General features: G+C 38.6%; 28 protein-coding genes, 1 tRNA gene and 1 other annotated feature. Of the genes, 3 read left to right on the forward strand and 26 right to left on the reverse strand.

What is annotated here, in order from left to right; genetic code table 11:
* Position 1: 1 nt before the first annotated feature.
* Positions 2–433, reverse strand: coding sequence for a division/cell wall cluster transcriptional repressor MraZ (gene mraZ, locus AC1F25_RS06840; protein ID WP_002291870.1), 432 nt, complete (start codon positions 431–433; stop codon positions 2–4).
* A gap of 169 nt (positions 434–602) precedes the next feature.
* Positions 603–971, reverse strand: a complete 369-nt coding sequence (locus AC1F25_RS06845) for a DUF3397 domain-containing protein (RefSeq protein WP_002310272.1) — start codon at positions 969–971, stop codon at positions 603–605.
* Positions 972–1,141: 170 nt separating this feature from the next.
* Here AC1F25_RS06845 and AC1F25_RS06850 point away from each other — a divergent pair, with 170 nt between their 5' ends.
* Positions 1,142–2,098, forward strand: coding sequence for a magnesium transporter CorA family protein (locus AC1F25_RS06850; protein ID WP_002310271.1), 957 nt, complete (start codon positions 1,142–1,144; stop codon positions 2,096–2,098).
* Positions 2,099–2,170: 72 nt separating this feature from the next.
* Complete coding sequence (locus AC1F25_RS06855; RefSeq protein ID WP_002291876.1) at positions 2,171–2,287, forward strand: DUF4044 domain-containing protein; 117 nt, start codon at positions 2,171–2,173, stop codon at positions 2,285–2,287.
* Between the two features lie 53 nt (positions 2,288–2,340).
* Here the strand turns inward: AC1F25_RS06855 and recN are convergent, their stop codons facing one another.
* The 20 genes from recN to rplU all read right to left on the reverse strand — a co-directional run bounded on the left by recN (position 2,341) and on the right by rplU (position 19,793).
* Positions 2,341–4,023, reverse strand: coding sequence for a DNA repair protein RecN (recN, locus tag AC1F25_RS06860; protein ID WP_002316937.1), 1,683 nt, complete (start codon positions 4,021–4,023; stop codon positions 2,341–2,343).
* A 17-nt stretch (positions 4,024–4,040) separates the two neighbouring features.
* Entirely contained in the window at positions 4,041–4,490 is a 450-nt protein-coding gene (locus AC1F25_RS06865; protein WP_002286653.1) for an arginine repressor, read from the reverse strand.
* 106 nt (positions 4,491–4,596) lie between these two features.
* The gene (locus AC1F25_RS06870; RefSeq protein ID WP_002310269.1) at positions 4,597–5,415 is read right to left on the reverse strand and encodes a TlyA family RNA methyltransferase; all 819 of its coding nucleotides are present in this window, start codon (positions 5,413–5,415) and stop codon (positions 4,597–4,599) included.
* 8 nt (positions 5,416–5,423) lie between these two features.
* Positions 5,424–6,314: a polyprenyl synthetase family protein gene (locus tag AC1F25_RS06875; RefSeq protein WP_002310268.1), complete on the reverse strand. Its 891-nt coding sequence runs from the start codon at positions 6,312–6,314 to the stop codon at positions 5,424–5,426.
* A gap of 1 nt (position 6,315) precedes the next feature.
* Positions 6,316–6,540 carry an exodeoxyribonuclease VII small subunit gene (locus AC1F25_RS06880; protein ID WP_002286657.1) on the reverse strand — a complete coding sequence of 75 codons (225 nt, stop codon included), beginning with the start codon at positions 6,538–6,540 and terminating at the stop codon, positions 6,316–6,318.
* A gap of 4 nt (positions 6,541–6,544) precedes the next feature.
* The gene (gene xseA / locus AC1F25_RS06885; RefSeq protein ID WP_002310267.1) at positions 6,545–7,882 is read right to left on the reverse strand and encodes an exodeoxyribonuclease VII large subunit; all 1,338 of its coding nucleotides are present in this window, start codon (positions 7,880–7,882) and stop codon (positions 6,545–6,547) included.
* On the reverse strand, positions 7,883–8,737 hold the full coding sequence (locus AC1F25_RS06890; RefSeq protein WP_002310266.1) for a bifunctional methylenetetrahydrofolate dehydrogenase/methenyltetrahydrofolate cyclohydrolase: 855 nt from the start codon (positions 8,735–8,737) through the stop codon (positions 7,883–7,885). It abuts the gene before it with no gap.
* A 96-nt stretch (positions 8,738–8,833) separates the two neighbouring features.
* Complete coding sequence (gene nusB / locus AC1F25_RS06895; protein ID WP_002286662.1) at positions 8,834–9,283, reverse strand: transcription antitermination factor NusB; 450 nt, start codon at positions 9,281–9,283, stop codon at positions 8,834–8,836.
* On the reverse strand, positions 9,276–9,701 hold the full coding sequence (locus AC1F25_RS06900) for an Asp23/Gls24 family envelope stress response protein (protein WP_002291889.1): 426 nt from the start codon (positions 9,699–9,701) through the stop codon (positions 9,276–9,278). Before AC1F25_RS06900 ends, nusB begins: the two co-directional genes overlap by 8 nt.
* A 245-nt stretch (positions 9,702–9,946) precedes the next feature.
* Entirely contained in the window at positions 9,947–11,011 is a 1,065-nt protein-coding gene (locus AC1F25_RS06905) for a M24 family metallopeptidase (RefSeq protein ID WP_002310265.1), read from the reverse strand.
* A 172-nt stretch (positions 11,012–11,183) separates the two neighbouring features.
* Positions 11,184–11,429, reverse strand: coding sequence for a GlsB/YeaQ/YmgE family stress response membrane protein (locus AC1F25_RS06910; protein ID WP_002310264.1), 246 nt, complete (start codon positions 11,427–11,429; stop codon positions 11,184–11,186).
* A gap of 137 nt (positions 11,430–11,566) precedes the next feature.
* Positions 11,567–11,941 (reverse strand): DUF956 family protein, encoded by a 375-nt coding sequence (locus tag AC1F25_RS06915; protein ID WP_002310263.1) that lies wholly within the window; start codon positions 11,939–11,941, stop codon positions 11,567–11,569.
* 82 nt (positions 11,942–12,023) lie between these two features.
* The gene (locus AC1F25_RS06920) at positions 12,024–12,938 is read right to left on the reverse strand and encodes a PTS system mannose/fructose/sorbose family transporter subunit IID (RefSeq protein ID WP_002310262.1); all 915 of its coding nucleotides are present in this window, start codon (positions 12,936–12,938) and stop codon (positions 12,024–12,026) included.
* 20 nt (positions 12,939–12,958) lie between these two features.
* Positions 12,959–13,762, reverse strand: a complete 804-nt coding sequence (locus AC1F25_RS06925; protein WP_002310261.1) for a PTS mannose/fructose/sorbose transporter subunit IIC — start codon at positions 13,760–13,762, stop codon at positions 12,959–12,961.
* A gap of 32 nt (positions 13,763–13,794) precedes the next feature.
* The gene (locus tag AC1F25_RS06930; protein WP_002289456.1) at positions 13,795–14,784 is read right to left on the reverse strand and encodes a mannose/fructose/sorbose PTS transporter subunit IIB; all 990 of its coding nucleotides are present in this window, start codon (positions 14,782–14,784) and stop codon (positions 13,795–13,797) included.
* Positions 14,785–14,886: 102 nt separating this feature from the next.
* Positions 14,887–15,378: a mannose/fructose/sorbose PTS transporter subunit IIB gene (locus AC1F25_RS06935; protein ID WP_002289455.1), complete on the reverse strand. Its 492-nt coding sequence runs from the start codon at positions 15,376–15,378 to the stop codon at positions 14,887–14,889.
* Between the two features lie 189 nt (positions 15,379–15,567).
* Positions 15,568–18,402 (reverse strand): sigma-54-dependent transcriptional regulator, encoded by a 2,835-nt coding sequence (locus tag AC1F25_RS06940; protein ID WP_002314220.1) that lies wholly within the window; start codon positions 18,400–18,402, stop codon positions 15,568–15,570.
* Positions 18,403–18,806: 404 nt separating this feature from the next.
* On the reverse strand, positions 18,807–19,100 hold the full coding sequence (gene rpmA, locus AC1F25_RS06945; protein WP_002289452.1) for a 50S ribosomal protein L27: 294 nt from the start codon (positions 19,098–19,100) through the stop codon (positions 18,807–18,809).
* Between the two features lie 12 nt (positions 19,101–19,112).
* Complete coding sequence (locus AC1F25_RS06950; protein WP_002289451.1) at positions 19,113–19,457, reverse strand: ribosomal-processing cysteine protease Prp; 345 nt, start codon at positions 19,455–19,457, stop codon at positions 19,113–19,115.
* Between the two features lie 27 nt (positions 19,458–19,484).
* Positions 19,485–19,793, reverse strand: coding sequence for a 50S ribosomal protein L21 (gene rplU, locus AC1F25_RS06955; RefSeq protein ID WP_479993249.1), 309 nt, complete (start codon positions 19,791–19,793; stop codon positions 19,485–19,487).
* 19 nt (positions 19,794–19,812) lie between these two features.
* Positions 19,813–19,889, reverse strand: a sequence feature (ribosomal protein L21 leader region).
* A gap of 189 nt (positions 19,890–20,078) precedes the next feature.
* On the opposite strand from rplU, the gene AC1F25_RS06960 reads away from it, so the two are divergent.
* Positions 20,079–20,720, forward strand: a complete 642-nt coding sequence (locus tag AC1F25_RS06960; protein WP_002310259.1) for a uracil-DNA glycosylase — start codon at positions 20,079–20,081, stop codon at positions 20,718–20,720.
* Between the two features lie 61 nt (positions 20,721–20,781).
* Here AC1F25_RS06960 and AC1F25_RS06965 read toward each other — a convergent pair whose 3' ends face one another.
* The 4 genes from AC1F25_RS06965 to AC1F25_RS06980 form a co-directional block, all read right to left on the reverse strand.
* Positions 20,782–22,413, reverse strand: a complete 1,632-nt coding sequence (locus AC1F25_RS06965) for a SulP family inorganic anion transporter (RefSeq protein ID WP_151668642.1) — start codon at positions 22,411–22,413, stop codon at positions 20,782–20,784.
* 120 nt (positions 22,414–22,533) lie between these two features.
* On the reverse strand, positions 22,534–22,893 hold the full coding sequence (locus AC1F25_RS06970; protein ID WP_002310256.1) for a DUF1304 domain-containing protein: 360 nt from the start codon (positions 22,891–22,893) through the stop codon (positions 22,534–22,536).
* A 156-nt stretch (positions 22,894–23,049) separates the two neighbouring features.
* Positions 23,050–23,123 (reverse strand) — tRNA-Arg (locus AC1F25_RS06975).
* A gap of 313 nt (positions 23,124–23,436) precedes the next feature.
* Positions 23,437–24,120: an O-methyltransferase gene (locus AC1F25_RS06980; protein ID WP_002310254.1), complete on the reverse strand. Its 684-nt coding sequence runs from the start codon at positions 24,118–24,120 to the stop codon at positions 23,437–23,439.
* Between the last annotated feature and the right edge of the window lie 110 nt (positions 24,121–24,230).

Below are 24,230 nucleotides of genomic sequence, written 5' to 3' on the forward strand. Positions count from 1 at the left end.
CTTATAGTCCGAAATCAATCATATTTTCAGCAATTTCGTCAAAATTCTCTTCTGCTTCTGCAGAAAAATCTTCCCATCGTGTCTCATCCCAAATTTCAATTCGGTTAGATACGCCGATGATTACGCACCCTTTTGTCAAAGCTGCATAATTTCTTAACGTGCTTGGTATATTGATCCGTCCTTGTTTATCAAGTTCGCATTCAGTGGCAGCCGAATAGAAGAATCGCACAAATGTACGTGCGTCTTTTTTAGCCAACGGCATTTCGTTCAGCTTAGCTTCCAGATTTTCCCATTCGCTCATCGGATAGCCGAAAAGACAACCATCCAATCCGCGTGTCAGAACAAACTTTTCGCCAAGTTCTTCACGAAGTTTTGAGGGAACGATTAAACGTCCTTTTGCATCAATATTATGTTGGAATTCACCCATCAACATTGAAAGCCCCCCATTCCTCCACTAACTAAAATTAGTCTACCACAATCCCCCACTTTCTACCACCTTTTCTAGGAAATCCGGGAACAACTTTTTTTATTCATAAACATTTTTTTAAGAATCAAGCTGCAAAAAGCCTTTTAAAAGACTTTTTGCAGCTTTTCTGCTTTTTTCATAGGTAAGAAAGTATATTCACAATGATCAAGACCGCGTACAAGACGATTGTCAGCAGAAAAACCAAACGCCAAGTCATCTTGAAATAACGCGAATAAATGATTTCTTCATAATAATATGCTTGAAAAATAGCAATACAGATGCCCAGTAGTAAAACAGAAATAAAGAAAAACGGCAGGATAGAAATTGTCGCTGTGTTTCTAGACAACGCATGCATACCGCCCCACAAAAAAGGAATCGCCAAATCAGGGGCTTTTATTTTAAAACGACGATTTAACGAAAATAATTTTACAAGAAATTGGCAACCAAACAAAACGATTACCGGGTAAATATACCAAAACAAGATAAGTGGTGTGAATGTGCCCATGAACGTAAACTCCTTTTTTATCGTTGCTTCAAGTATACTGTATATACTTTACACAACTGTTTCATTTTATTTAAATTTATGCAGTTATATTCTATATCTTACAAACACATTCCATGTATTCCAATTCCCTATCCGTTATAATAAAAGAAACAGGCAACAGGAGGAAAATCATGATCAAATATTTTACATTAGATAATGAAAAACTGCGTAATACCGGAAAGGAAACTGATCAAACAATCTGGTATTGTGTAGAACGTCCCAATCAAGAAGAGATTCATCAGCTGACACATCAATTTGAAATTCCGTCAGATTACATCACTTCCATATTGGACGATGCAGAAAATTCCCGTACAGAAGAATTCAATCAATCAAAGTTGACAAAACCAGCGTTATTATTGTTACAATATCCGTTTGCTAAAACAAGTCCTAGCGGTTATTTTCAAGTGGATACATACCCGCTCTCTATCATTTTGACGCCCAAAAAGAAGCTTATCACAATTACGAATCATGAACCACTATTTTTAAAGAAAGTCTTTAGTCAAACCTTTCCAAAAAGCGATGTTTCACCCAATCTCAATATCTTCTTTCAATTCATCTGGCAGGTTACCCTGTCTTATAACAGTTATTTAGCTACGCTTCAATCTCAATGCGATACTTTGGAAGCCAAACTTCAAGTATCAACTGAAAACAAACAACTTTATCAAATCATGGATATCCAAAAAAGCCTTGTTTATTTCAGAGAAGCGACTTCTGCTAATTTAGATGCATTGAAAGAATTAGCGCAAAATAAACTTTTCCAAGAAAATCATGCGTTGAAAAACCATCTACGTGATGTATTGATAGAAACAGAGCAAGCAATGACTACTTCTCGCATTCAGTTAAAACTAGTAGAACAAATGAATCAGACTTTTTCAGCAATTGTATCGAATAATTTGAATAATATTATGAAAATTTTAACTTCTTTAACGATTATATTAACTATACCAACAATCATCGGAAGTATCTATGGGATGAACATCAAGCTACCCATTGCTGAAAGAGATGATGCGTTTATCTGGCTAGTTCTATTAACATTATTTATTTGTATCGTAACTACCTATTATTTAAAAAAAGGGAAGTTTTTATAAAAAAGACCTCTTGTAGAAAAGACAAAAAGATTGTACACTTGGATTAACTAATTAATTACGAGGTTGAAAACAATGCGTGAAAAAAAACAAACAAGTACTTTTGCTAAAGTAACAAAATTTGTCATTTGGACGATGCTGATTTTAACGATTGGGTCTGTTGTATTGACTGCTGTCATGAGTGTCATGTAAAAAATAAAATATAGCTATCAGTTGCTAAAAAGGACCTGAACCACTACAGTGGATCAGGTCCTTTTTGCGAGTTGCAATAGTTCTTTTGCATGTTCGAGTGTCAGTTTTGTAATCTCACTTCCAGCTAGCATACGTGCAATTTCTTCTTCTCTTTCTTTTGTTTTCAATTCTGAAACAGAAGTTTGCGTACGACCATCAATCACTGCTTTCACGATATAATATTGATAGTCAGCGACTGCGGCGACTTGCGGCAGATGAGTAATGCACAAAACTTGAGAATGTTTCGATATTTGAGAAATTTTATCCGCGATGGCTTGTGCAACTCTTCCACTTACACCTGTATCCACTTCATCAAAGATAATACTTGTCACACCTTGCTCAGAAGAAAAAATAGTTTTCAAAGCCAGTAACATACGAGATAATTCGCCACCAGAAGCGACTTTCACTAAAGGCTTCAGCGGCTCTCCTGGATTGGTCGTAATGTAGAATTCGATTTGGTCAAACCCATCATGATTCAATTGTCTGTTTTCTTCTTTTAAGAAACGTACTTCAAACTCAGTGTTTTCCATATACAGACTTTTTAATTCATGCAGAATGGATTTTTCCAATTCTTTTGCGATTTTTTTACGCGCTTCATGAAGATCTGCGGCTTGTTGCTGAAGTAGAAGCTCTTTTTGCTCTAGTTCCTCTTTCATTTTGTCCAATTGACCTTCTGAAAAATCAGAAGAAGCTAGCTCTTCGGTGATTTCGTCATAGTAAGCCAATATCGACTCAATGGATTCGCCATATTTGCGTTTCAACTGTCGGATTAATTCTAAACGTTGAGTCACTTCTTCTAAACGACTCTCATCTAACTCCAACAAATCGATTTGACGACTCATGTCTCCGATTGCATCTTGTAGCAAATAGTAAGCACTTTGGATATTTTCATAAATTGCTTCATACTCCACATCTAGATGTGCGATCCCTTGTAATTCTGCAACGGCCAAGCCAACACCATCTACACTGTTTTGCTCATTATTCGTCAGTGCTCCGTAGCCTGCAGCTAATCCATCAGCAATTTTTTGATAATTGCTAAGTTTTTCTCTTTCTTCTTTTAATTTCTCTTCTTCTCCGACTTGCAAATCAGCAGCAGCTATTTCTTCTTGCTGAAAGTGAAGCATATCTATTCTCTGAACATAGGATTTTTCATTTTGCTGCACTTTTCGTACCCTTTTTTCCAGCTCACGATAAGAGGTATATTCTTGCTGATAACTCTTTTTCTTCTGTTGGAAAGCTGCATCTCCAAAACGATCCAATAAAGCAAGATGTGATTCAGGCTGGAGCAGTTCCTGATGTTCGTTTTGCCCTTGGATATCCACTAAATAACTTCCGATTTTCCTTAGATTAGCTAGCGTGATGATGTGACCATTCACTCGGCAAACATTTTTTCCAGTCAACGACATATCCCGTCGAACGATCAGATTGTCTTCATCCGTTTCGATACCTAATTCAACCATCAATTCAGAGAATCCTTCTTGTTTCGGAAGTTCAAACAATCCTTCAAGAATGCATTTTTCTGCGCCTTGACGTATATAATCGCTTGAACCTCTTCCTCCTGCTAACAAACCTAAGGCATCGATAATGATGGATTTACCCGCACCAGTCTCTCCGGTCAGCGCGGTCATTCCTTCGTGAAAAGAAAGCCGCAATTCCGGAATAATCGCAAAGTTAGTAATACTGATTTCTTGTAGCATCACATTCGCTCCTCAACTTAAAGGTAATGCAGGAAGTCTTTCTTTAGTAAAACTGCCTGGTCTTCAGTTCGTGTAATCATCAAAACATTATCGTCATCATTGATAATAGAAAATAATTCTTTCTTGTAGCGCTTATCGATCAAATTCGCTGCTGCCGAAGCATTCCCCGGCAAAGTTTTCAAAATAACAAATTTTTCCATTTGGTCAACTGCTACGAAAGCGTCTTTTAACAGTTTTTCCAATTTAGTATTTACATCTTCATTTGTTTCAGCTGGTATACTATAACGGTAGCCGCCATCTGAGGCTGGTACCTTAATCAGTTTCAGTTCCTTTATATCTCTGGAAATCGTAGCTTGAGTAACAGATATTCCTTTGCTTTTCAGGATTTCAACAAATTCTTCCTGCTTTCGGATATCTTGCTCACTCAACAATCGAGTAATCAAACGATGCCGATCTTTTTTTCTCATTACGTCTTCGCTCCTTAGCTTATTCTTCTTATCCAATGATAGCTTATTTCCTTGGTATAATAAAGAAGAATCCGCATACTTCTCACTTGATTTTCACAGTTACAATTTATTTATGGTCAAATTGTTCATGTGCGTTTGAAACCACTTCTGCCATATTAATAGCTGGATTGATCGTGCCGCTTTCAGGTACTTTCTTCAAGTGAGCCAAGAACTCGATATTTCCTTCTCCCCCCGTGATCGGAGAATAACTTACTTCCAGCACATCATATCCACCTTGTGCCGCAAATGACAAAATGTCTTCTAAAACTTTTTGATGGGTCTGTGCGTCACGAACAATTCCGTTTTTCCCTACAGCTTCTCTACCTGCTTCGAATTGAGGTTTGATTAAGGCAATCACTTCTCCCTCTTCTTTTAAAATAGCATGTAATGGAGGTAGCATCAGTTTTAGTGAAATAAAAGAAACATCGATAACAGCAACTTCTGGAATTCCTAAGGTAAAGTCTTCGGGTTTTGCATAACGAAAATTCACTCTTTCCATTACGACAACTCTAGGATCTTGTCTGATTTTCCAAGCTAGCTGATTGTAACCGACATCTAAAGCATAACTCATTTTTGCACCATTTTGCAAAGCTGCATCAGTAAATCCGCCAGTGGAAGCACCGATATCTAACAATGTTTTTCCTTCAACAGATAGATCAAATGCTTTGAGCGCTTTTTCTAATTTTAATCCACCCCGAGAAACATAAGGAAGTTTTTTACCTTTGACTCTTAATTCACTACTTACTGGAATTTTTTCTCCCGGTTTATCAAACCGCTCGTTTTTTTCGTTGTAAATCAAACCAGCCATAACTGAACGTTTGGCCTGTTCTCTTGTTTCAAATAATCCTTGTTTGACCGCTAATACATCTACGCGTTCTTTTTCCATTCTTTCCCTCATTTCTCCACATCAAATTGCTTGATCATCTGGCGCATCAGCCCGCCATCAAAAGAAAAAACATCCTCTTCTAATTTGTCTATGATCTTATTAGCGGATAACAACTCAATCTCCAACGCCTCACGTGTCTTTTCCAGGCCTAATAAACGCGGGTAAGTGTTTTTTTCCATACGTTCATCTTTACCAGCTGTTTTCCCTAATGTTTTCGTTGTACCAATCACATCAAGTAGATCATCTCTTATCTGGAAAGCCAAACCTAAATGTTCGGCTAATCGTTGAAGTAGCAATAAGATTTCTTCAGGTTGCTTCGCTAATATACCTCCAGCTAGCAAGGCATAACGAATCAAACGCCCTGTCTTTCTTTCATGAATAAATGCTAATTCCTCTAATGAAAGCTTTTTCGATTCGCCTTCGATATCTGCAGCTTGTCCAGCCACCATACCTTGTGACCCCGCACAAACAGCTAATTGCTGAAGCAACAGAAGCTTAGGAGAATGACCCAAGTGTGCCATACTGATCAGCTGGAATGCGCCTGTCAGTAAACCATCTCCGGCCAATATTGCTAACGCTTCGCCGAATACTTTGTGATTGGTAGGTTTTCCCCTTCGAAGATCATCATTGTCCATCGCAGGCAAATCATCGTGGATCAAGGAATACGTATGAACCATTTCTAAAGCAGCTGCTACTTGATAGACGGGAACATCGATAGGTTCATCAAAGGAAGCAACAGCCGTTAAAAGTAATAAGGGACGGATTCTTTTTCCACCTGCTTTCACTGAATAAGTCATCGCATCACAGAGTGCTCTATCCGTCGTATGTTCATCTAAAAAAGACAAGATTTCTTTTTCTACAGCTGGTAGATGAATAGCTGAAAAGTCAGTTAATCTCATTTCAGCTTTCCTCGTTTCCGTCAAAATCAACTTCTTCATTTGATTCTGTCATCATTTTCGTCAAGGTTTCTTCTGCTTTAGCTAAGGTATCTTGGCAATGTTTGCTTAATTCCATTCCTCGTTTAAACGAATCTAGAGCTGATTCTAATGGAACGTCTCCTTGTTCTAGCTGCATGACGATTTTTTCTAATTCTTGCAGTGACTCTTCAAAAGTTGGATTTTCCATATTTTTATTCTCCTTTGTCTATCTCTTGTACTTGTCCTTTAACGATTCCATCTTGATAATGGATCGTCAGCAAATCCCCTTGATGGATCTCGGAGACACTTTTTACTACTTGATCATTTAACGTCGTATAGCTGTAGCCTCTTCCCATGATTTTCAATGGACTCAACAAATCAAGAGATTGAACAGCTTGAGCAAAACGCTGCTGCTGTTGTTTCATATATTGTTGGATTTTCTCTTCTAAACGTTTTTCTAGATAAGCAGTTTCTTGGCGGGCTGCTTTGACTCGATAAATCGGAGCCACTTGTTCCAATTGGTGGCTTAACGCGATCGTTTGCTTTTCTTTTGCATGATAAATCTGCTGTGTAGCTTGATATAATCGCTGTTTCAATTGATCTAATTTGATGGTCTGACCTTCATACAATCTTTCAGGCTGCCGAAAGACATAGGAACGTCGAGCACGCTCGAACCGTTCTTGTTTCCGCTGGATCTGGTGTACAAACGCCTGCTGCAATCTAGCTTGCCGTTCTTGAATGCGCATCAACTCTTCTGACAAAACAGGAACAGCTAATTCTGCAGCTGCTGTTGGAGTAGCAGCCCGAACATCTGCTACTAAATCAGCGATCGTGGTATCTGTTTCATGTCCCACAGATGAGATTACCGGCGTATTGGCTTGATAAATCGCTCGGGCAACCCGTTCTTCATTAAACGGCCACAAATCCTCAATTGATCCGCCCCCACGACCAATGATCATTGTATCGAAATCGCCCATCTCTTCTACTCGTCGGATATTTTTGACAACATTGTCCGCTGCTTGATTCCCTTGTACAACGGTTGGGAACAAAACCAATTGGACAATTGGATACCTTCTTTTTACCGTCGTGATGATATCGCGGATAACCGCTCCGCTTGGACTGGTAAGGATTGCGATTCGCTTTGGAAAACGCGGCAACATTTTTTTAGGACCTTGAAAAAGGCCTTCCTTCATGAGCTTTTCTTTTCGTTCTTCCAATTCTTGATATAAAGCACCTATTCCATCAGGCTCCATGTGCTCTACATAGATTTGATACGAACCTCCCGCTTCATAGAGTGAAATACGCCCAACAACAAGGACTTTCATTCCTTCTTTTGGCTGGAATCGTAATTTTTGGAATGCACCTTTGAACATGATAGCAGATATTTTTGCATGATCATCTTTTAAGCTGAAATATTGATGGGCATTGGCGCGTAAACGGAAATTCGATATTTCGCCTGTTAAATATACTCGTTCTAAATAAGGATCGGCATCAAATTTACGTTTCAAATACCTCGTTAATGTAGTGACAGTTAAATATTCTTGTGCCATTTATTCACCTGCTCCAAAAGCTTCGGCAGATTTTACGGTTTGATACATCAGCATCGTGATAGTCATTGGCCCTACACCCTTTGGCACAGGAGTGATCCAGCCTGCAACAGGCTCCACTTCATCAAATTTCACATCACCGATCAGCTTACCGTTAGCATCACGGTTCATCCCTACATCGATCACTACAGCACCTGGTTTTACGAATTCTTTTGTGACAAAATGTCCACGTCCTATTGCTACGACTAAAATATCTGCTTCTTGTGCCAGTTCAGCCAGATTTTCGGTTTTAGAATGAGCAACAGTAACAGTTGCATCTGCCATCAAGAGCAGCTGAGCCATCGGTTTACCGACGATATTGCTTCGTCCGATAACTACTGCTCGTTTACCCGTCGGATCGATAGAATAAGCTTCAAACATTTTCATGATGCCGTATGGAGTACAAGGAATCTTGTCCGGTTTACCCGCAAGGAGTCTGCCTAAATTCATTGGATGAAAGCCATCTACATCTTTTTCAGGACGGATAGCTAACAGGATCTTTTCTTCATCTATATGCTTTGGCAATGGTAATTGGACCAATATACCATGAAATCTAGGATCTTGATTGTATTTTTCGATTTCTGCAAGTAGTTCGTCTTCAGAAATTGTCTCAGGATAACGCTCTACTGATGAATGGATTCCGATTTCTTTTGCTACGCGTTCTTTATTTCTTACATAGATTTGACTGGCTGGATTTTCCCCTACCAATAAAACAACTAATCCGGGATGGATACCATTATCTTTCAATTTTTGGATTTTTTCAGCAATCTCTGCCTGCATTTTTTCAGCTAATTCTTTTCCGTTAATCAATTCTGCCATCTAACCACTCCCAGATATTTTTTGTGTTTTCATTCTACCATAGAATTTTCCCGATTTATAACAGGTTTATGATGATTCACAGAAAAAAGCTAGGACTTACGCCCCAGCTTCTAATTCTTTTAATACATTGGATAAGACACCGTTGACGAATTTACGCGAACGGTCATCACTAAATGTTTTTGCCAACTCAATTGCTTCATTTAAAGCAACAGCCGCTGGTACATCTGTCACATAAGTCATTTCAAAAATTGCGATACGCAAGATCACCAAATCCATTTTTGAGATCCGATTGATATGCCAATTATTTTTCAAATGTTTTTCGATCACTTTATCCAATTCATCTTTTTTTGCACAGACACCGCCAACTAGCGTATCAAGATAAACAGGAACAAACTCTGATTCATCTTCATTGATCATGTCGCGGTGGTCTAATTCGATTGCGTTGAAAATCGCATCTTCTTTTGTTAGGTCTGCATTGAAGTCTAACGGAAATAAAGCCTGCAATGCCATCTCCCGAATCTCGTGTCTTGATAATTCTTTATTCATTCTCTTCCTCTTCGTCTTCAAAAAGTTCTTCGATTGTTGGTTGTTCTAATTTTTCAGGAACAACAGCTACTACATGGATATTGACTTCAGCTAGATCGATATCTGTCATGAAAAGGACTTGCTGGCTAACCCGTTCTTGCATTTCCATTGCAACTTTAGGAACTGAAACACCATATTCCAGGTAGCAGTAAAGATCTACTTTCAAGCCATCTTCCTCATTTGCCAAGTAAACACCTTTTCCGTGAGCTGCTCGTCCTAATAATTCAGTGACATTGCTGGCAAAAGTTCCGCGCATTCCGTATACGCCTTCTACTTTAGAAGCAGCAATCCCGATGATTACTTCGATGACTTCAGGAGCAATCACAATCTCTCCCAAATCTTGGTTTGCGTTTAAAATCAAATTTTTTTCATCTGCCATTTATTTATTCCTCCCTTTGCCTAAGCACGAGATACATCCGAATTCTCTATGATGCGGCTATAATGATCATTTGGTAAAAAACTGCCGCCGATCAGCTGCAAATTGCTATGAATTGGAGAAAATATCCAACTTTATTATCTCTTACAGCTTAAAAGTTCTTCTATAGTGTATCATTAAATCAAGCGATTTTCTATAACAAAGTCTGTGAACACTGATTTTTACGCTTACTTCTTTTATGGACGAGACTATAAGATGATCAATTCTTTTGGTGAACGAGTCAATACACGATTGCCATCTTCTGTGATCAGCAAATCGTCCTCAATACGTACCCCACCGATTCCTGGTAAGTAGATCCCTGGCTCGTCAGTAATTACATTTCCTGGTACAAATTGCTTTTCCGCACGAGAAGAAACATTTGGTCCTTCGTGAATCTCAAGACCAATCCCATGTCCTGTAGAATGTCCAAACGCTTCACCATAACCATGTTTTGAAATATAATCTCTAGCAACTGCGTCTAATTGTACACCAGTCACTCCTGGTTTCGCAGCATCAATAACCGCTAATTGCGCGTCTAGAACTACTTGATAAATTTCTTTTAATTTTTCTCCAGGATCACCAATAGCGAATGTACGTGTCATATCAGAAACATACCCTTCGTAATAGCAGCCAAAATCCAACGTGATCAAGTCACCTTGTTCGATGAGTTTCTTGCTTGCTACACCATGCGGCATAGCCGAACGCAATCCGCTAGCAACGATCGTATCAAAAGAAACACCTGAAGCGCCAAGAGAACGCATATAAAAGTCTAGTTGATTTGCGACTTCAATCTCAGTCATGCCCGGTTGGATCATTTTCAGGATGTGATCATAAGCCATATCCGCAATATTACATGCTTTTTCGATAATGGCGATTTCTTCTTCATCTTTCACTTCTCTGAGTTCTTCAATCATCTGTGAAACAGGTACTAATTCCGCATCGATGATTTCTTCTAAAACAGAATATTCTAAAAATGAGACTGTTGTTTCCTCAAAAGCTAATGAGTGCAGTTCTTCTTTGCGTACTAAGTTTGCTACCTCATCAAAAATAGGTCCGACATTTTTAATAATTTCAAACCCTTGAGCCTGCGCTGCCGCTTGCTCGGTATAACGAAAATCAGTAATAAAAAATGCTTTTTCCAAAGTAATAACAGCTAATCCTGTCGTACCTGTAAAGTTCGTTAAGTAACGAAGATTGTACGGACTGGTAACCAAAAATGAATCCAAATTTTCTTCTTGCATTTTTTTGCGCAATTTTTCTACACGTAGCATCATAATGAAACTCCCTCTTTCTTTGCACGCTTTTTTCTATTATAGCAAACTTTTCTTCGTACACGACAGTTAAATAAAAATTTCCGGAAAACTTCTTTTTCTTTTAAAGAAAGAAAGCCAAAAAGGAGTCACAGTCTCGCTGCAACTCCTTTTAGTTTACTATTTTGTAAAAAACTTATGACCGTTTTCCAAAGAAAAACGAGACAACTGCTACCAAAATTACTGCACCTAAAATAGATGGAATAAGTGCCATACCTGCAGCTTCTGGTCCCCATTCGCCGAAAATCGCTTGTCCAATACTTGAACCAACTAATCCAGCAATGATATTCGTGATACAGCCCATCGAATTTCCTTTGCTGGTGATTGCACCTGCAATCGCTCCGATCACAGCTCCAACAATCAATGTCCATAACCAACTCATAATATAACCTCCTTCTTTGCTAATCAATTTTAGCATAAGGGATTTAAAGGGGACAAATAATTGGTACTGCTATTTCATATTTTCTTCTGCAAAGTAAAAAATAAAGAAAACCTCCCCTTAGAAGTTTTCTTTATTTTTTATTTGCGTTTAAACATGCTACGGATACCACGTTTCACTACATCAAAGAAACTCAATGATTGTACCATTCTATCTTCATCTACATATTCTCTGATCGCACGAAGTACTTTTTTAGGTTCTTTGGAAGAAAATGTGTATGTACCATTTTTTTTCGTTTGAATGGCATATCGAGGAATCCATTTTCCTTTTAGCATGACCGATGCTAGTACATAATCCACTTCTTCCCATGGAATTTGGATATATTTGCGTTTATCTCGCGCATGGTAAAATTCAAAGCCATTATCGCCTATCATGATTTGTCCGTAATCTGTCAGCCCCGTAAATGAAGTAGCGTCAATTACTAAGTCTACTTTTGTATTGATTGATTGAACCATTGTCTCCCTCCAAATATCTGTTTATTCACAGTATACTATATAAAAAAAGCTCGGGACAACGCCCGAGCTATATTTTTATGGATTATAAAAGTCCGATGACGTGTCCTACAACACCGACTACGAATAAACCAAGGATAATAACGATTGGAGAAACTTTTTTCTTAAGCAACCACATACAGAACAATGTTAATCCTAATGCAGCTAAACCAGGAATCAATTGGTCTAAGTTGTCTTGTAACGTTGTTACCTTTTCAGGAGAAAGGGCTAAGCCATTATTAACTTGTTCAAATGCGCTCTTGATTCCTTCACCACCTGAAGGTAATTTATCCCATTCGATGTAAGCACCTTTATCTAATTTTACAGTTGATACAACTGGTAAGAATTTGATTGATACCCATCTTTGTACCAAGGCAGCTAATACGAACATCCCTAAAATAGAAGCACCTTTTGTTACGTCTTGTAATAATCCGCCAGAAAGGTCATCCGTAATTTTAGAACCAGCTCTGTAGCCGAATTCTTGTGTATACCACATGAATGCCCAACGAATAATGTTCCAACCTAAGAAGAAGATGATTGGTCCAAGGATATTTCCTCCCATAGCTAATGAAGCACCTAGTGCACCTAGCATTGGACGTACTGTAAACCAGAACACTGGGTCACCAACACCAGCTAAAGGACCCATCATACCTACTTTAACCCCTTGAATCGCTACATCATCAACAGGTGCGCCATTCGCACGTTCTTCTTCCAGTGCCAATGTAACCCCTAAAATTGGAGAAGCAATGTATGGGTGTGTATTAAAGAATTCCAAGTGACGTTTCAATGCTGCAGAACGTTCTTCTTTTGTTTTGTATAATTTTTTGATTGCTGGAATCATAGAAAATGCCCAGCCACCGTTTTGCATACGTTCGTAGTTCCATGAACCTTGAATGAAGGTAGAGCGCCATGCAACAGCTAAACGATCTTTTTTTGATAATTTGATTTTTTCTTCTGCCATTTTATTTTCCTCCTTCAAGATTAATAGTCATTCAAAATGTCGCCTAAAGGGTCACCAGAGTTGCTTCCGCCTCCATTATTTGATGAACCACCCATTTTAGAAAGGTTCAAGTAAATAAGAGCTAATGCAACACCTAAAGCACCTAGAGCAATCAATGTTAATTGAGAAATTGCAGCTACAACAAAACCGATAATGAAGAATGGCCATACTTCTTTTGTAGCCATCATGTTGATTACCAAAGCGTAACCTACAGCTACGACCATTCCCCCACCGATTGCCATACCATCTGTTAACCATGCTGGCATTGATTCAAGGAATGATTGCACAGTTTGTGCTGGGATAAATAGCAATGCTGCTGCTGGGACCGCGATACGAACCCCTTGTAAACATACAGCAATGATGTGCCACATTTCAACCGTACGGATGTTTCCTTCTTCAGCAGCCGCATCCATCAAATGAACGATTGGAACAGCGATTGTACGTACGATCATTGTTAAGAACAACCCTGCAACAGCCAAAGGAACGGCAATCGCGATCGCAGAAGGAACACCTTTAACACCTTGTCCACCTAGAACTAAAATAATTGCTGATGCTACTGATGCTAATGCAGCATCTGGTGCTACAGCGGCACCGATATTTGCCCAACCTAAAGCGATCATTTGAAGTGTACCGCCAAGTACGATACCAGCTTCGAGGTTACCGGTAACTAAACCGATCAATGTACATGCCACTAGTGGTTGATGAAATTGAAATTCATCAAGAATACCTTCCATACCAGCTAGAAAGGCAACTAATACGACTAAAATTATTGAAATAATAGACATGATAAGCCTCCTATAAACTTTAATATTATTTATTACGCTTTTGCTAATTCAGCTTTTGCTTTTTTCAAAATGTCATCCATGTTATCGCGTGAATCATTAGGTACTTTACGTACATCGAATTTCACACCTTTTTGTTCAAGCTTCTCAAACGCTTCAACATCTTCTTGTCCCATAGACAATACTTTACTTACAACGACTTTACCAACTGAATGCGCCATTGATCCAACATTTAATTCTTTGATGTCCACGCCACCTTCAACAGCTGTCAATACGTCTTCAGGATTTTCAAATAAAAGCAATGCTTTGGTATTTCCAAAACGAGGGTCTTTTGCGACTTCGATCATTTTGCTAATAGGAATAACATTTGCTTTTACACCTGGAGGAGCAGCTTGTTCGATTAGTCTCTTACGCAGATCATCCTTTGATACTGCATCTGAAACAACGATAATACGGTTTGGTTGCACTGCTTTTGTCCAAGCTGTCGCAACTTGTCCATGTAACAGACGTGAGTCAACACGAGCTAATACATATTTGATTTTCCCGTCTCCGACCACAGTTCCTTCTGGAAGTGCTCCTTTAGGTTGTGCGTCTTCAACTGCTGCTTTCGGTGCTTCTGCCGGTTCTAATTCTTCCGGTTTCACTTTTACACCATCTTTTGCTGTTTCAATGATATGCGCTGCAATTTCATGAGCAGATTCCATTGAAAAGCGTGATGCATAGGCTTCAATCAACATTGGCAAATTCAAACCGCTGACGATTGCCCATTTATCTTTGTGCTCTTCGAATAATGTGTTTGATTGATTGAACGGTGTTCCGCCCCATAAATCAACTAAGAATAACACTTCGTCTTGATTATCAAAAGAAGCAACCGCTTCTTCCAATTTGGCTCTCAAGTCATCTGGACCTTCACTTGGTTTCAAAATCACGGCTTTGACGTTTTCTTGTTCGCCAAAGATCATTGAACCGGATTGTAAGATTCCTTCAGCAAATTGTCCATGACTTGCTAGGATAATCCCTACCATATTTATACCTCCTATTTACTTTTGTTGTAACAAATTCAAAAATATTAATAATTGCTAACCATTACAACAGAATTATTTGACCTTTTCCAACAACCATTTTTGTTACACCTTTTTGATTTTCGCTAGTAGTTCCATCAAAAGGATTTTCCTGTCAGCAGGTACTTTTCGAATCTCTAACTCCACTTCTTGACTGTTCAAGTAACGAAAGGAATCAATATCTTGTTGATTTACTGAAACAAAATTGGTAATCATTGATTTGCCTTCAGTAAAACTCATACCGCCGATATTCAACGACTTCAACTGTACACCGCAGCGGACAACCGCTTCAACATCTTGAGGATTGGTGAATAAAAGCATCACTTTTGCTCGTGATAATAGTCCACTATGATAGATTTGAATCATTTTCTGCACGGTTATTACATTTGCTGTGATTCCCGGCGGTGCAGCTTCTTTTAATAGAAACTTTCTCAATTTATCTTGAGCAACTACATCGCTGATCACAATGATACGTTCAACACCTGTTTGCTTCGACCAAACTGTTGCGACCTGCCCGTGGATTAAACGATCATCTATACGTGCCAATCGAATATCCATCTGCAAAACTCCTTCTTCCTCACTACTTCACAGAAACCCCTATCATTTCTGTGTGAACAACCACCTCCTAGCACACACTACTATAAGCAAAAAGCGTGCCATTTTTTTGTGATACACTAATTGAATTTAAAGGATTCTTAACCAATACACAAAAACGATACACTATAAAAGTGTATCGTTTTTGTGTATTTAAGGCATAGTGTATTCTTTTTTATCTAGCTGATTATGCACTAGACGTAGCAGATAATACATTTCTTCTATTGGCACTTTTACTTTTATCTTATCTTCTAGCAGGACAACCGAGGCTGTTAATTGATTATAAAGAGGATCACTCGTTATATTCGTCAATTCGTTTTGTTCCACCATCAACGTTTCATTTCGAATAATCCGTTCGATCATTCCTGCTGTGTGCATCACTAAGTTGATCTTAAAGCCATATTCTTCATTGCCAATTCCCATCGTCTGAGAGATTTGTGTAGAAAATTGCCACATTGGATCAATTAGTTTACTACCATTGATAAAGATGAAGTTCTCAGAGATAAATTCAACACATGTTTTTTTAGCTGTCTCTTCATCTAGCGAGATGAACTCAGTTTCTTCCATTTCTGATTCCATAAGCAACTGATCCAAAATGACTTCGATATTTTGATCAATGAAGCGCTCTAAAGGAATAAATGGTGCTTGGATATTCAAATCAGTAATTCCAGTAGTTGCTATGATCTGATATTCTTTTTGGATAACTGGCAATTCTTCTTTCACTTCCACAATCGACAAAGCTAGAACTTCTAATTCTGTTTCTTGACGCTTATTTACCGCTCGTTCGATCAATTCTTTGATTCTTTGCGCTGTACCTTCGCCAGATGCACAAATGGCCAAAACAGCTTTTTTCTTATGGATAGGTTTTGTTTCCCGGACAGGTTCTACAGAAGATATTTCTGCGTAACCTCGAAAATTCTTCAATGATTCATGCAACATATCTAAATCTGTCCCTAATACAGAGACCTTTCGTACAGTTTCCAAAACTAGAGAAGTTGTTACCATGTCAACGGTACGTACAGGTATCCCGGTGTCTCGCTGAATTTGCGAATTAAATGAGGCGAGGGACCCCATATCCACTAATAGTATGACCCCGCTTCCTTCATCTACTTCTTGTACATTGCGTTCAATGCGGTCTAAAGCTGTTTTCGGATCCATATCCAACGGCATGTCTACTGCTCGTACGTTCTCTGCATCTAACAACTGTTGGACAACCTGAACCATACTGCTCGCTGTACTGTTTCCGTGAGCTGCAACGACTACACCGATTCTGCCGCTTGCTTGGTTCGCCCGTAACGAGACGAGTAGAACAGTCAAGTAGTAGTCTTCACTTTCTGGAATATCCACTTGAAAATACGTTTCTATATAACTACGCACTTCTTTCGCAACAGCATATTCATCTGGAAAATCAAATGCCATCTCACGGATATTATCATTCGTATGCCGTTCTTCTCCTAAATTGATCTTTTTCAAAAACGAACTGATATGCAAGCTCATAGCATAAATAAAGTTTTGCTGAAAGTCATATGGTAAAGATCTTTTGACCATTACATAAATCTGATTGGTCACTTCTATGATTTTTGGATCTACAAATTCTGCTAATTTGCTATCTGCATTAAAAGAAAACCCATGGTCTTTATAAAAAGACTTCAGATGGATGTTGATATCTGTAGAAATAAAGTGATTGATTGCTTCTTGGTCCAACCCATCCGACTTCAGCAAAGCTGCTTTATCTCCGATGATATCATATAGATTATAAGGTAATTCATAGGAGTCTGATTGGATTTTCATGATTGTATCGTTTGGTGCTACAGTTATCTTTGGCTCCAATATTTTAGAAAGCTCTGCCATTGCACTGCGGTTGCTTGCTAATTGAATCAATCCGCTACGAATCCCTTCTGTCAAATCATCAATCGTAATCGATATTTCGGGAGATTGCATATGATTTAGAAATCCTCGTGCGCATACTAACTGGATATTCGACTTCAATTGACCTATATTCCCATAAGTCACACTGCCAATCAGTGCTTTTGCTACATCTTCTGTCAAAGAGATCTTTCGTTGCGTGCGGTTCGCTTCGTGGGCAATCATAATTTTTACTAAATCGACTTTCTCATTTGCAGGGCGTTTTTCAAAAGCCGGAAGTTTGATATTAATTGGGATACGCCGAACAAAAGTTTCCAATAGCGAAGAGCCTGGATCTTCTGTGGTCGCACCTACGATTCGTACATTTGCTTCATGAGATTTCGTTGTTTCTCCAAGTCGACTGTAAGTCCCGTGATCCATAAAGTAAAAGATCATTTCTTGACCTTCTGGAGGCAATCGGTGAATTTCATCCAGAAATAACATACCACCATCCGCTTGATCGATAATTCCCATTTTTTCTTCATCTGCACCTGTAAAGGCTCCTTTTGCATACCCAAATAAATGGCTCATCAAAAGCTCAGGGTTATTCGCGTAATCAGCACAATTGAAAACAATCAGTTCCGTTTCCTCATCTATTACATGATGTGCTTTGGCAAAATGATACATCGCGTGCGCAAAATAAGTCTTTCCTGATCCGGTAGGTCCTGTAATCAAGCAATTTAATCCTCTTGGCGGATACAAGATCGCAGCTTTTGCCTGTTCCACTGAGTTTTTCATGCTACCATTAGCTCCAATGATTTTTGCAAAGATATCCTTAGTATCTATCTGGAGCGTATTTTTTTCTTCAGAGACCGGCGTTTCTTTGTAACTGACCACATGTTTTGCAGCTGGCTTTACGTGCGTAGCGAGTGTTTGATATATGTAACGTACTGGTCGTCCATCTGTCTTTATCAGTTTTCCTTCGCGCACTAGCTGATTCAGATCTTTACTGCTATTCGTTCTTTGGATTCCTAACACTTCAGCAATTTCTTGTGTCGTTACTCCTTGGTCATATTCTGCCTTTGTTAAATGAGCGGTTTTTTCTTTGACATACATATAAATTCGGTCCATGCGTTTTGCCAATGGTATCGCTCCTTTTCTATAGACTGTTGTTCTTAGGCTTCAAAACATAATACTATGTATTTATTTCCGTTTCGTCAACTATTTACCTGATTTTGTTTCGTTGACAACAAGCGAAGGGACAAGCGTAATGAAGATAAAAGAACACAAAATATCAACTCCATTTTTATATCGGAAACAAGAAAAAGAACACTATTTATCCTACAATGATGCTGCTGATAGCAAACGATATCGCTTTCATCAATAAAAACAATAGTTATCAAAACATTCTGATTACAAAATGGCAAAAAAATCTTAAGCGTAAAAAGACATGGCAACCTTCGCATCCTTCATTCCAACTTTTTTTATAAACAAAAAAGAGGTTGTGACAAAAGTCTTGTCACAACCTCTTTAATCGCAAGCTTCAATTAAGCTTCTTGAGCTACTGGATAAACAGACACTTGTTTTTTGTTACGGCCTTTACGTTCGAAACGTACTACGCCATCAACTTTTGCAAATAAAGTGTCGTCTCCACCGATACCCACGTTTACACCTGGATAGATTTTTGTACCGCGTTGACGATAAAGAATTGATCCACCTGTAACTGTTTGTCCATCAGCGCGTTTAGCACCTAGACGTTTTGATTCTGAGTCACGGCCGTTAGATGTAGAACCGCCACCTTTTTTGTGGGCAAATAATTGTAGATTCATAGATAACAACATGGTCTGCACCTCCTATTTATCATTGATTGTTTTAATTTGGATATATTCTGAGTTTTCAGCTTCTATTGATTGTAAACCTAATAAAAGATTTTCTAATAGAATCTCAGCAATATTGTTTTGTTCTTGTGTCATTCCTGAAGTGACTTCGGTATAAAGATAACCGCCTTCTTCTTCATTCATTTCAACAATCGGTTCAAAACCGGCTAATGAGGCAATCCCGTTGACAGTGCTGATCGCTAACGCAGAAACACCTGCACAAACGATATCACTTCCATAAGGACCAGCATCAGCATGCCCGGTCAAAGTGAATGAAACGATCTGACCTGCGTCATTTCGCTTAAATGTTCCTTTGATCATATATAGGCCTTCTTTCTCAAACGCTGATTAAGCGTTGATCGCGTCGATAACCACTTTTGTATATGGTTGACGATGACCTTGTTTGCGGTGTGAATGTTTTTTAGGTTTGTATTTGAAAGTAACGACTTTCTTTTGTTTGCCGTGTTTTTCAACAGTACCTTCAACAGTTGCACCTGCAACAGTTGGAGCGCCTACTTTTGTAGATTCGCCACCTACTAAGATAACTTCGTCAAAAACAACTTTTTCTCCTGCTTCAATGTCAAGTTTTTCAACATAGATTGCTTGTCCAACTTCAACTTTTACTTGTTTACCACCAGTTTTAATAATTGCGTACATGCTATAAAGCACCTCCTTCTGATATACTTAGACTCGCCATCCGAAGTGACAGCATCTGCTGTGCTTATTACTTGTTCTGAGCGGTTGTAGCTGTGGAGTCCACAATTACAACAGTACTAGCTTACCAGAACAGCCGCTGTTCGTCAACTAAATTTAAAGTCAAAAAATGAAATAAAGATTTAAACAATCGTGCTCCTGCTTTTCTTTCCTCTTCGTTTCTGCTAAATAAAATAGTCGCATTGTGTTTCTTTTCTTCTTATAATAAAAGAAAAAGGAGGAGCACGAATGGAATACCCAACAGAATTGATACTAGAGGCTTCTTTAAGGATGAACGGCCGTCCTGTAGAAGGATTTGTCGCTGGGCAAGGACCTCTTCATCCTAAATTAATGCTTGTAGGAGAAGCCCCAGGAAAAACAGAGATTGATACACACATCCCTTTTAGCGGACAAGCTGGAAAAGAATTGATGCAGGCACTTTCTTCCACTGGTTTAACACGAGAAGATGTCTATATCACCAGTGCTGTACGGAGTCGCCCGTATCGCGTGACCCATCGGATCAATAAACGGACACAACAGACAGAAACTGTTTATCCAAATCGTACACCTACGCGATCCGAAGTATTTGCACACGCACCGATACTGGATTACGAACTGATGGAAGTCCAGCCAAAATTAATTGCGACACTTGGAAATATCGGCCTGCAACGATTACTTGGTAAAGAATATACTGTTACCAAAAACCATGGTCAACTCTATACAGGTCCCGTCTTACAGCTAACAAAACAAAAAGATGCCTACGAATGGTCAGAAAAAAACTACCGTATCCTTCCACTTTTTCATCCAGCAGCTATTTTCTATAATCGTTCCCTTGTACCTGTTATCCATCAAGATTGGCAAGTACTAGCTTCACTTTTACAACAAGATTAAAAAGAACAGACAAGACGGTGAAATTGTTAGTTTACAGTCTTGTCTGTTCTTTTTCATTGTTTTAATGGCTCATTGCAGTATATTTCGCATGCAATGCTGTCAACGCATGGGCAACTGTTTGATGTTGATGTGTGGATGTATATTCCCATAAGTGAGAAAGTTGTTTTTCTACTTCCGGCTGCAAGGAAGTATAGATAATCGTTTGTCCTCTCTGTTCTGCTTTTTCTTGAAATTCATCAAAAATTGCGCGTGCCGTCAAATCAATACTTGGTACGCCACGCATGGAGAAGATGACACCGTCGTGATGGTTTAGTTCTTCCAATTTATTTTTTAGTTTCTCTGAAGACATGAAAAACAGCGGACCGCTAATGTACACTACTGTCCAATTATTCAGCTTTTCCGTTTCTGGCAGCCCTATTCTTTGCCAATCGATTGTTTCTAATGAAATCGTGATAGCCGCACTTTTTACAACAAAAAATACACAACCGCCGATAATCCCAATTACAATAGCAATACTTAAATCAAAGATCACTGTACAAATCATTGTAAGAACAAACAATAGAATAGCTGACCAATATTTATGAACAAATAGCTCCTTAATCGTTCTCCATTCATTCATACGCCAAGCCGTCACGATCAAAACACCTGCAAGTGCCGGCATCGGAATCTGTGACATCACTGGCGCAAAAACAAGCATGGAAAGCAACAAGACAACTGCATGGATCATGCCAGCTAATCTGGTTTGTGCGCCAGATTTGATGGCCACACTTGTACGAGCAATGGCTGCAGTAGCAGGAATCCCGCCAAAAAAAGGAAGCAATAGATTTCCCACCCCTTGTGCCACTAATTCTTGGTTACTGTCTAATGATTTATTTGCCATTCGACCAGCAGAAGCACCACATAATAAGCTCTCAATCATCCCTAACAGAGCAATGCTAATAGCCGGAACTTCTACTTGTTGCAAGGCAGAAAAGCTAAAATCTCCCAAGCCCAAGCGATTACTGCTGATCAATGTTTGTGGGATGTTACCAACAGTGTCTACTGGTAAATGACACAGTAGCGTAACTACTGTTGCTAAAATGATGGCTAACAGCGAACTAGGCATTCGTTTCGACCATTTTTTCGGATAGATGAACATCCCTAAAATGACTAGTCCTCCCATAATCAAAGATGCTATGTTTATTGGAAAACCTAGTGTTTGATAACTACTTAGCTTTTCAATAACATTTGTACCTTCCGAATGAACACCAAATAAATTATCGATCTGACCTAATGCAATAATAATAGCAATACCTGAAGTAAATCCTGTGATTACGGGTGCTGGGATAAAAGAAGTTAGTGTTCCTAATCGGAAAAGCCCTGCTACAAGTAAAAATAGACCAGCCAAAAAAGTAGCAAGCAACACACCTTGCATTCCCTTTGTTGCCGCAATAGACATTAGAATAGCTGCCATTGCGCCTGTCGGACCTGATATTTGATAAAAACCGCCTGATAAACCGCCAATAACGAGACCGGCAATGATAGCCGTAATCAAACCTGCGGACGCATCGGCTCCGCTTGATACCCCAAAAGCCAAGGCTAAAGGCAATGCTACAGCAGCTACTGTGATTCCAGCCAAAAGATCTTTCTGAAATCTTGAAAGATCATAACCTGAAAATTCTTTTTTTAGTGATAAAACATAATTTTTGAACACCTATCTAACTCCTTTTCATGAAATTTTCTAAAATACCATTCATTAGAATAGCATATTTCATGAGATAAAGTAATATTTTTCACAAAGTTTCTTGTCCAATAAATCCTTGTTTTTCTACATTTAGAAGAAAATAGAAAGCAAGGCCAGCAGAGCTAACCCACCTTGTTTTAGTAAAATCCAACGATCGCTAGTCAGACTTCCATACAATGCAACAATAAAAATTGATAGCAACAGCATACTTGTAATTTCTTTAGGTGCGGAAGAAAGGTAAGCTCCGTAAAGTAGTCCAACTCCTAATAGTCCATTGTATACTCCTTGATTCTTAAATAATGTTTGAACAGATTTTCTGCTTAATTCTTCTTTATTCATTTTAAAAACTCTGCTTGTCGTATCGGAATCAGTTCTTACTGTTTCGATGTACATGATATAAAAAAATTCGATGGCCACTAGAGTGACTAAAAATTTTGATAACATTGACATATTTGCTTCCTCTTTCTGATGGATTTTATTTTTACTTCCTATAATTGTACTAGATAAAGATGTTTTTTTTATTTTATTTGCCTTTGAAAACAAACAATATTGGCACAAAAAACAAAGAAAAACCGGTAGAAACTGAGGTTTCTACCGGTTTTTTAGCGTCACAGGAGGGATTCGAACCCCCGACCGTCCGCTTAGAAGGCGGATGCTCTATCCAGCTGAGCTACTATGACAGGAATCAGCGGAACATCAATAATTATAGATAATTAAATTGCTTCTGTCAATACGAAATAGTTATTTAATTAGCAAATAGCCAATTATTTTAATTCAACTACCAAATCAATCCTTTGAAAAGACACATTCGATTCCATCTATTCTAAGGTTATCAGTCGAAAACAGGAGTTGCACTGTCTTCATGCTTACTCCTGTTTATTTCAATCTATTCACTATTTCCTTCAGTTGTTTTACAAATACAGTTTCTTTCACATCAAATTTAGATGGATTCCTTGATATAATCAATCACTTACTGATTGTCATAATCATGTATCACAAATCGATTTCTTCTGATTCTTTTGTCATTAAGATTACACCATCGCCTAATGGTAAGATGGTCGATGTCAAATCAGGATGGTTCATCACGACACGAAGGAATTCATTTAATTTACGATGGATAGCTCGTTTGCCACGAGGAATCTCTTCATCAGGGAGCAAGATCGTCCCTCCTTGGAAAATATCATCTACCATCAAAACGCCACCTTTTCGTAACAAACGCAAACATTCAGGTAAAAATTCAATATATTTTGATTTTGCACTATCCATAAAAATAAAGTCATATGGACCAGACAACTCAGGCAAAATATCTGCGGCTTGCCCTTCAAGCAAGGTTACTTTATCTGTCAATCCTAGACGTTCATAGTTTTTTTTCGCTTTCTCGATCATGACATCGAAACGATCAATGGTCGTAACATGAGCGTTTTCTCCGATTGTTGTCGCCATGACACTTGATGAAAAACCGATAGCTGCACCGATCTCTAAGATTCGTTCAGGCTGAATTTGTCCAAGTAAAAATTTCAAAAATACAACTGTTTCGTGGGGAATAACCGGTACTTCTGCTACATGAGCTTCTTCTTCCAATTTGCCTAACTCACCCGGTAATTTTTTTTGCTGGGTACGCATAAAGTCCAATAGTTCTTCTTTGACTACAGGACGATGCATCATTTCATTGCGCATACTACTCCTCCTCTTTACACATTATACGAACAACTAGCTAAATCTACAAGCTGTATTAGTGTTTTCCGTATCACTCGTTCAGAAGAGTAGTGGTATCTCTTGAATATATT

Source organism: Enterococcus sp. M-BR2 (assembly GCF_056612775.1).